Here is an 8,614-nt window from a genome sequence, read left to right on the forward strand (position 1 = left end):
TCCAAGACGGCCACCGCCGACCCGGAGAAGGCTTTGACGATCCACGTAGCGCTCAAGCACGTCACGCAATACAACTATGACCGTCTGGTCAGCCTTTCCGCCCAGGTGCTGCGCCTGCGACCCGCGCCGCACAGCCGCACACCCATCCTGTCGTACTCCCTGACGGTGGAGCCGGCCGAGCACTTCCTGAACTGGCAGCAGGACCCGTTCGCCAACTACCTGGCGCGGCTGAATTTTCCGAACAAGACGCGCGAATTCAAGATCACCGTGGACCTGGTCGCCGAAATGGCGGTCTACAACCCCTTTGACTTCTTTCTGGAACCCGACGCCGAGGAATTCCCCTTTACCTACGACGACGGGCTGGCGCGCGAACTGGCGCCATACCTGATCCGCGACGAGGCCACGCCCCGGTTCGCGGAATTCTTGTCGCGCGTGGACAAGCGGCCGCAGCGCACCGTGGATTTCCTGGTGGGGTTGAACCAGCAGGTGCACAAAGAAATCAGCTACCTGATCCGCATGGAGCCCGGCGTGCAGACGCCGGAAGAAACGCTGGCGCGGGCGGCGGGATCGTGCCGCGATTCGGGTTGGCTGCTGGTGCAGGCGCTGCGCCACCTGGGGTTGGCGGCGCGTTTCGTGTCGGGCTACCTGATCCAGCTCAAGCCCGACGTGCGCGCGCTGGACGGCCCCAGCGGCGCGCAAACCGACTTTACCGATCTGCACGCGTGGTGCGAAGTCTATCTGCCGGGCGCAGGCTGGATCGGGCTGGACCCCACGTCCGGCCTGCTGGCGGGCGAAGGCCATATCCCGCTGGCCGCCACGCCCGAGCCAGGCAGCGCCGCGCCGGTGACGGGCGCGGTCGACGAGGCCGAGGTGGAATTCACACACACCATGTCGGTCACGCGGGTGTTCGAATCGCCGCGCGTCACCAAGCCGTATAGCGACGAGCAGTGGCGCGCCATCCTGGACCTGGGCGACAAGATCGATGACCGGCTGGACCACATGGACGTGCGCCTGACGATGGGGGGCGAGCCCACCTTCGTTTCGGTGTCCGACCGCGAAGGCGCGGAATGGAATACCGCCGCGCTGGGCCCCACCAAGCGCGGCTATGCGCTGGAACTCCTGAACCGCCTGCGCACGCGCTACGGCGGCAACGGCTTTGTGCACCTGGGGCAGGGCAAGTGGTATCCGGGCGAACAATTGCCGCGCTGGGCGCTATCGATCTATTGGCGCGCCGATGGCCAGCCATGCTGGGATGACCCCACGCTGTTCGCCGACGAACGCCAACGCAGCGCGTACACGGTGGCGGACGCCAAGCGCTTCGTCATGCGGCTGTGCGAGCGGCTTGAGGTGGACGCGCGCCACGTCGTGCCGGGGTATGAAGACGTCTTCTATTACCTGTGGCGCGAACGCAGGCTGCCGGCCAACGTGGACCCGTTCGATTCCCGGCTGGACGATGAAATGGAACGCGCGCGCCTGCGCCGCGTGTTCGAGCAGAAGCTGGACAGCATCGTCGGCTATGCGTTGCCGATCCAGGCGGGCGAGGGCGGGCCATGGGTGTCCGGCCCCTGGTTCTTGCGCGACGAACGCATGTACCTGTTTCCCGGCGATTCGCCGATGGGCCTGCGCCTGCCGCTGGACTCGCTGCCCTGGGCGGCCGAGGCCGATGCGCCGGTGCTGACGGAGCGCGACCCCTTCGATGCGCGTCGTTCGCTGCCCGGGCCGTCGCAGCTGCTGGCGCAGAGCCGGCGTATGGGGGCATCCACTACGCCGGACGTCCACCCGCCCGCCAAGTTCGAATCCGCCGCCAACCTGACCCGCACCGCAATGTGCGTGGAAACGCGCAACGGCATCCTGTATGTGTTCATGCCGCCCTTGCCGCGCCTGGAAGATTACCTGGCGCTGGTGGCGCAGGTGGAAGGCACGGCGCGCGATCTGGGCGTGAAGATTGTGCTGGAAGGCTACCCGCCGCCGCGCGATCCCCGCCTGAAGGTGCTGGCGGTGACGCCCGACCCCGGCGTCATCGAAGTCAACATCCACCCGGCCGCCAATTGGGCCGAACTGGTCGACCACACGGAATTCCTGTACGAAACCGCCTTCGAGACCCGGCTGTCCACCGAAAAATTCATGGCCGACGGCCGCCACACCGGCACCGGCGGCGGCAACCACTTCGTGCTGGGCGGCGCCACGCCGGCCGATAGCCCCTTTCTGCGCCGCCCCGACGTGCTGGCCAGCCTGTTGGCGTATTGGGTCAACCATCCGTCTTTGTCGTACTTGTTTTCCGGGCTGTTCATCGGCCCCACCAGCCAGGCGCCGCGCATCGACGAGGCGCGCAACGACCAGGTTTACGAGCTGGAGCTGGCGTTTCAGGAAATCTACCGGCGCTGCGCCGAACAGGGCGAGCAGGTGCCGCCCTGGATGATCGACCGCGCGCTGCGCAATATCCTGGTCGACGTGACCGGCAATACGCACCGCTCGGAATTTTGCATCGACAAGCTGTATTCGCCCGACAGCGCCACCGGCCGCCTGGGCCTGTTGGAACTGCGCGCCTTTGAAATGCCGCCGCATGCGCGCATGAGCCTGGCCCAGCAGCTGCTGCTGCGCGGCCTGGTGGCGCATTTCTGGAAAACGCCCTATACCGCGCGCCTGACGCGCTGGGGCACCGAGCTGCATGACCGCTTCCTGCTGCCCACCTTTGTGAAGATGGATTTCGAGGACGTGCTGGCGGATCTTAACGAGGCGGGGTACGGCTTTGACCCTGCCTGGTTCGCGCCGCATTTCGAGTTCCGCTTCCCGCTGTTCGGGGACGTGGCGGCGCGCGGCATCCATCTGGAACTGCGCGGCGCGCTGGAACCCTGGCACGTAATGGGCGAAGAGGGCTCGTCCGCGGGCACGGTGCGTTACGTGGATTCGTCGTTGGAACGGGTGGAAATCCGGGTATCGGGCTTGAACGACAACCGCTATGTTGTCACGGTCAATGGCCGCGCGCTGCCCTTGCAGCCGACCGGCCGGGTAGGCGAGTACGTGGCGGGGGTGCGCTACAAGGCCTGGTCGCCGCCGTCGGCGCTGCACCCGACGATACCGGTGCATGTGCCCTTGACGGTGGACATTGTCGACACCTGGAATCAACGCTCATTGGGGGGCTGCAAATATCATGTCGCGCATCCGGGCGGGCTGAATCCGGAATCGTTCCCGGTCAATTCCTACGAGGCCGAGAGCCGGCGCCTGGCCCGGTTCGAGAAAATCGGGCACACGCCGGGCCGCATGGACGTGGCGCCGGCGCAAGTGGGCCGTGAATTTCCGTTCTCGCTGGATTTAAGGCACGATTGACCCCTTGTTGGAATTTGAACCCCGGCGCCCCCGTCGCCTCTTGAAGCCCCATGCCGCAATTTCTTTTTCAGACCGATCCGTCGCAGGATGTCGCATCCCTGGCGGTTCATGCGGCGCTGCCCGCGCGGCCTGGGCACTATGACGAACTGCGCGCGCCGCCCGATGCGTCGGGCGCGACGCAGCTGCGCGAACCGTGGCCCCAATTCTTCGAGCTCCTGGGCACCAGCGGCTTTGCCGACCTGGACCGGCGCGTGGACGGGGTGGCGCGGCAAATCCGCGAAAACGGCATCACCTACAACATCTACGCCGAAGCCAATGGGTCGGCGCGGCCGTGGTCGCTGGACCTGCTGCCCTTTGTCATCAACGACACCGACTGGGCGGCCATCGAACAGGGGGTGTGCCAGCGCGCCAGCCTGTTGAACCGCGTGCTGGCCGATGTCTACGGCCCGCAAACCCTGCTGGCCGACAAGCTGATTCCGCCCGCGCTAGTGTTCGGCCATCCCGGTTATCTGCGGCCCTTGCGCGGCTACCAGCCGCCGGGCGGCACGTATCTGCACATTGCCGCGTTCGACCTGGCGCGCGCCAGCGATGGCGGCTGGTGGGTGGTGTCGCAACGCACACAAGCGCCATCCGGGCTGGGCTATCTGCTGGAAAACCGGCTGACCATCTCGGGCATGTTCCCCGAGGCGTTCAAGCAGTTGCGCGTGCAGCATCTGGCCACCAGCTACCGGCGGCTGATGGACATGCTGTACAAGCTGAGCCCGGGCGGGCTGCCCGCGCACACGCCGCCGCGCATCGTGCTGCTGACCCCGGGGCCGTACAACGAAACCTATTTCGAGCAGACCTACCTGGCGCGCTATCTGGGCGTGACGCTGGTCGAAGGCGGCGACCTTGTCGTGCGCGACAAGATGCTTTACCTGAAAACGCTGCACGGGCTGGAACGCGTGCACGCGGTGCTGCGCCGCCTGGACGACGATTTTTGCGACCCGCTTGAGCTGCGTTCCGATTCCACGCTGGGCGTGCCGGGGCTGTTGCAGGTGATGCGCGCCGGCAACGTGCTGGTGGCCAATTCGCTGGGCGCGAGCTTCCTGGAGTCGCCCGCCATCAACGGCTTTTTGCCCGCCATCAGCCGCCGCCTGTTCGATGCCGATCTGCTGTTGCCGTCGCTGCCTTCGTGGTGGTGCGGCGAGGCCGCCGCGCGCGAACAGGCGTTGGCGAACCTGCCGGGCATGGTCATCAAATCTACCTACCCCAGCAATATGCGGGGCGGTTTCGAGCCGGTCATCGGGCGCGCCGTGCCGCCGTCCGACACCGCCGCGCTGCATGCGCGCATCGCCGACAACCCCGACGCCTACACCGTCCAGGAATATCTGCCCCTGTCGCAGGCGCCCAGCTGGAGTTCGGGCCACATCGTGCCGCGCGCGGCGATGCTGCGCGTCTTCGTCATCGCCGATGGCGAGGGCGGCTGGAACGTCCTGCCGGGCGGCCTGACGCGCATCGCCAGCCGCGAACAGCAGATCGTGTCGATGCAGCGCGGCGGCAGCAGCATGGACACGTGGGTGACCACGCGCGGCGCGGTGGACACGTTTTCAATGCTGCCCGTGCAGCTGCGGCTGGAAGACATCGCCCCCGCGCATCGTCCCGTGTCCAGCCGCGCCGCCGAAAACCTGTTCTGGATGGGGCGCTACACCGAACGCGCGGAAAACGATGTACGCCTGGCCACGGTGGCGCTGACCTGGCTGAACAGCGATGAAGACAATGCCGGCGAACTGTTTGCCGCCGTCGACACGCTGTGCCGGCGCAGCGGGCTGGTGCCTGCCGCGCCCACCTTGTCGGCACGCATGTTCGAGTCGACGCTGGTGGCCCAACTGGTCAGCGACGAGGCGCAGGGCGGGGTGGCGCGCAACCTGGGCGCGCTGGCGTTTGCCGCCGGCCAGATCCGTGACCGCCTGTCGCCCGAGCATTGGCGGCTGGTGGTGACGGCGCATGAATGGTTCATGCGCATGGCGTCGGCGGGCAGGGGGCGCGATATCGCCGCGCCGCTTTCTGCCGCCGTTTCAGCCCCCGTTTCTGCCCCCGTTTCTGCGTCCGTTTCTGCGTCCGTTTCTCCGTCCATCTCTGCGTCCATTTCCGCGTCCATTTCCGCGCCGGACGTCCTGCGCGGCTTGCGCAGCCTGGGCATGCAGCTGTCGGCCATCACCGGCTCGCAAACCGATCGCATGACGCGCGACGACGGCTGGCGCCTGTTGACCATCGGCCGGCAGATCGAACGTCTGGCCGCCATGGCCGGTTTGCTGGGCGAGCTGTTCCGCCGCAACGCGGTGCTGGGCGATAGCGGCTTCAACATGCTGCTGGACCTGTTTGACAGCAAGATCACGTATCGCGCCTATTACCCGGGGCGCCAGGAAGTGCCCGCGCTGCTGAACCTGCTGGTGCAAGAGCCCGCCAACCCGCGTTCACTGGCCTGTGTGCTGAGCGTGCTGCGCAAAGAACTGGCGCGGCTGCCCGATACCGTCGCGGGGCCGGGCAAGGACCTGGTGAACCTGCTGCCGTCGGAAGGGGTGGGCGTATCGTTGGCGGACCTTTGCCTACAGACCCAGGGCCTGTACGCGGGCGTGCTGACCTTGTGCACGCAGCTGGAACTGGCCGCCAGTAGCTTGTCCAACGAGATCAGCCTGCGATATTTCAGCCATGCGGCCGGTCATGACCAAACGCTTACCGCGTAATTTCCGAGGCATGCCGACATGAATGGGGTGACGCTGATCGTCGATCACGAAACCGCGTATCGCTACGATTCGCCGGTGGAACTGGCCCACCATCTGGGTTATCTGCGCCCGTTACACGACGCGTGGCAGGTGCTTGAGGCCTACGCGCTGGAGGTGACGCCCGTGCCGCCCGGCATCACCGAGGCCGTGGACGGCTTTGGCAACACGCGCTGCACCTTTGCGCTGTACGCGCCGCACGAGGCACTGACGGTGCGCGCCACCAGCCGCGTCACCGTCCATCCGCGCTTTGACGCGCTGGACGCAACACAGGGTTTGCCGTGGGAAGCCGCGGCGCAGCGCCTGCGCTACGACCCGGCCTTGCCCTACGCGCCCGAAGTCGAATTCACCTTCGCTTCTCCCTATGTTCCGCTGCATGCCGAGCTTCGGGCATACGGCTTGCTGTCGTTCACCCCGGGCCGCCCCGTGGCCGAGGCGGCGATGGAGCTAATGCACCGTATCCACGCGGATTTCACCTACCGGCCCGCGCACACCCAGGTGTCCACGCCGGTACTTGACGCGTTCCAGGAACGTATCGGCGTCTGCCAGGATTTTGCGCACGTGATGATCGGCTGCCTGCGCGCCCTGGGCTTGCCGGCGCGCTACGTCAGTGGCTACCTGATGTCGCAACCGCCGCCCGGCAAGCCGCGCCTGATCGGCGCCGACGCCTCGCACGCCTGGGTGTCGGTGCACTGCGCGGGGGTGGACATCAATGGGGGTTGGATCGATCTGGATCCCACCAACGACGTGGTGCCGGGCACGGCGCATGTGGCGCTGGCGTATGGCCGCGACTACGGTGACGTTACGCCGTTGCGCGGCGTGATCCGGGGCGGCGGCCATGAATTGAATGTGCGCGTAACCGTCGCGCCCATAGACGAGTTTCCGACAGGGACTGATGCATGAGCTATTTCTTCGACGCGATCAACCGCCAACTGCGCGCCCCGAAACGCCAGCGCGTGCGGCATGCGCGCGCGAAGGCTTTTCAGTGCGTGTGCGGACAGCCCGTTTTCTTCAGCAATACCGAATGCCTGAACTGCCACCGGCAATTGGGTTTTGACCCGAAGCGCGGCCACGTGATCGCGCTGGACGATGCCCCCGGCGGCATCCTGCGCGAATCGGGCAAGGTGCGCGGCAAGACGTACAAGCGCTGCGGCAACTTCAGCCTGCCGGCGCTGTGCAACTGGCTGGTGCCCGCGCAGTCGCCCGACACGCTATGCCTGGCCTGTAACCTGAACCGCACCATCCCGGATCTTTCCGTACCGGAGAACGGCCCGCTGTGGTTCAAGGTGGAAGCCGCCAAGCGCCAGATGATCGCCCAGGTGATGACGCTGGGTTTGCCCATCCGGCGCTCGGTGGCGCCTGACGACGGCGGCCTGGCGTTCGACCTGCTGGCGCCCGTCGATGACGGCACCCCCTTGCTGACCGGCCACGCGCAGGGGCTTATCACCATCAACATCCGCGAGGCCGACGACGCCTACCGGGTGAAGGTGCGTGAAGACATGCACGAGCCGTACCGCACGCTGCTGGGCCATTTTCGCCACGAGATCGGCCATTACTACTGGGACCAGCTGATTGCACCCGGCCCCTGGCTGGAACCGTTCCGGCAGGTTTTCGGCGACGAACGCGCCGACTACGGCGAGGCCCTGCAACGCAACTACGAACAAGGCCCGCCCGCCGATTGGGAACTGCACTACATCAGCACCTACGCGTCGTGCCATCCATGGGAAGACTGGGCCGAAACCTGGGCGCATTACCTGCACATGATGGACACGCTGGATACCGCCATCAGCTTCGGCGTTACGCGCACCGCCGTCGAACAATCCTACGAACCCTTCACCAAAGAAGCCCTGTACGACCCGGAAGACCCCGACGGCCAAGCGTTCCTGGATCTGGTCAACGCCTGGGTCGCCCTGACCGGCGTCCTGAACGAGCTGGCCCGCAGCATGGGCCAACGCGACTTCTACCCCTTCGTCCTGCCCGCAGACGTGATCGGCAAGCTTCAGTTCGTGCACCGGGTAGTGAAGGGCGCTTCGGCGGGGTGAGAAGCGGTGGGCGCGGAAAATAAGCGGCAAATGAAGCGGCAACTCAACCGGCAAAAGACATGGCCCGCCTGCTGGCTCTGGACTCCATGAAAGCCAAGATCAGCGCGGTCGTGCAGGTGGAAACCTCGCATGGCCGTTTGCGGAAAGAAGCCGCCTTGCCGATCTTGCTGCCCGCCCTGTATGGCGGGGGGCAGGACGCTCCGTGACCGGACTGCACCAAGCGCTACGCCTGCCCAGCTGGGTGTGCATGGCGTCCATGCCCGTTGCCCAGGCGGCGGAGCACCTGCTTGCCGCCGTGGGCGACGAGGCCTTGGCGTGGCGCCAGGCAACCGGGGCGATGAGCCCCGGGCGGCGCGCCGAGTTCGTGGCGGGCCGGGTGTGTGCGTGGCGGGCATTACTAGAGGCGAGGGCGGAGGAGGCGAGAGGGGAGGAGGCGGGGGGGGAGGAAGCGGGGGGTGGCTCTTTTACACATCTCCGAGGCCA

5 protein-coding genes are annotated in these 8,614 nt (G+C 66.5%); all 5 read left to right on the forward strand.

What is annotated here, in order from left to right; translation table 11 throughout:
• Positions 1–33: 33 nt before the first annotated feature.
• The 5 genes from YH64_RS19995 to YH64_RS30240 are packed head-to-tail and all read left to right on the forward strand — an operon-like array spanning position 34 to position 8,337.
• Positions 34–3,327: a DUF2126 domain-containing protein gene (locus tag YH64_RS19995; protein ID WP_046807074.1), complete on the forward strand. Its 3,294-nt coding sequence runs from the start codon at positions 34–36 to the stop codon at positions 3,325–3,327.
• Positions 3,328–3,377: 50 nt separating this feature from the next.
• A complete protein-coding gene (locus tag YH64_RS20000; RefSeq protein WP_046807075.1) occupies positions 3,378–6,053 on the forward strand; it encodes a circularly permuted type 2 ATP-grasp protein in 2,676 nt (891 codons plus the stop codon).
• 18 nt (positions 6,054–6,071) lie between these two features.
• A complete protein-coding gene (locus YH64_RS20005) occupies positions 6,072–6,992 on the forward strand; it encodes a transglutaminase family protein (protein ID WP_046807076.1) in 921 nt (306 codons plus the stop codon).
• Positions 6,989–8,131, forward strand: coding sequence for a putative zinc-binding metallopeptidase (locus YH64_RS20010; RefSeq protein WP_046807077.1), 1,143 nt, complete (start codon positions 6,989–6,991; stop codon positions 8,129–8,131). Before YH64_RS20005 ends, YH64_RS20010 begins: the two co-directional genes overlap by 4 nt.
• 59 nt (positions 8,132–8,190) lie before the next feature.
• Positions 8,191–8,337, forward strand: a complete 147-nt coding sequence (locus YH64_RS30240) for a hypothetical protein (RefSeq protein WP_185975402.1) — start codon at positions 8,191–8,193, stop codon at positions 8,335–8,337.
• Positions 8,338–8,614: the final 277 nt, after the last annotated feature.

Source organism: Achromobacter sp. LC458 (assembly GCF_001005835.2).
Lineage (GTDB): Bacteria > Pseudomonadota > Gammaproteobacteria > Burkholderiales > Burkholderiaceae_B > Achromobacter > Achromobacter spanius_B.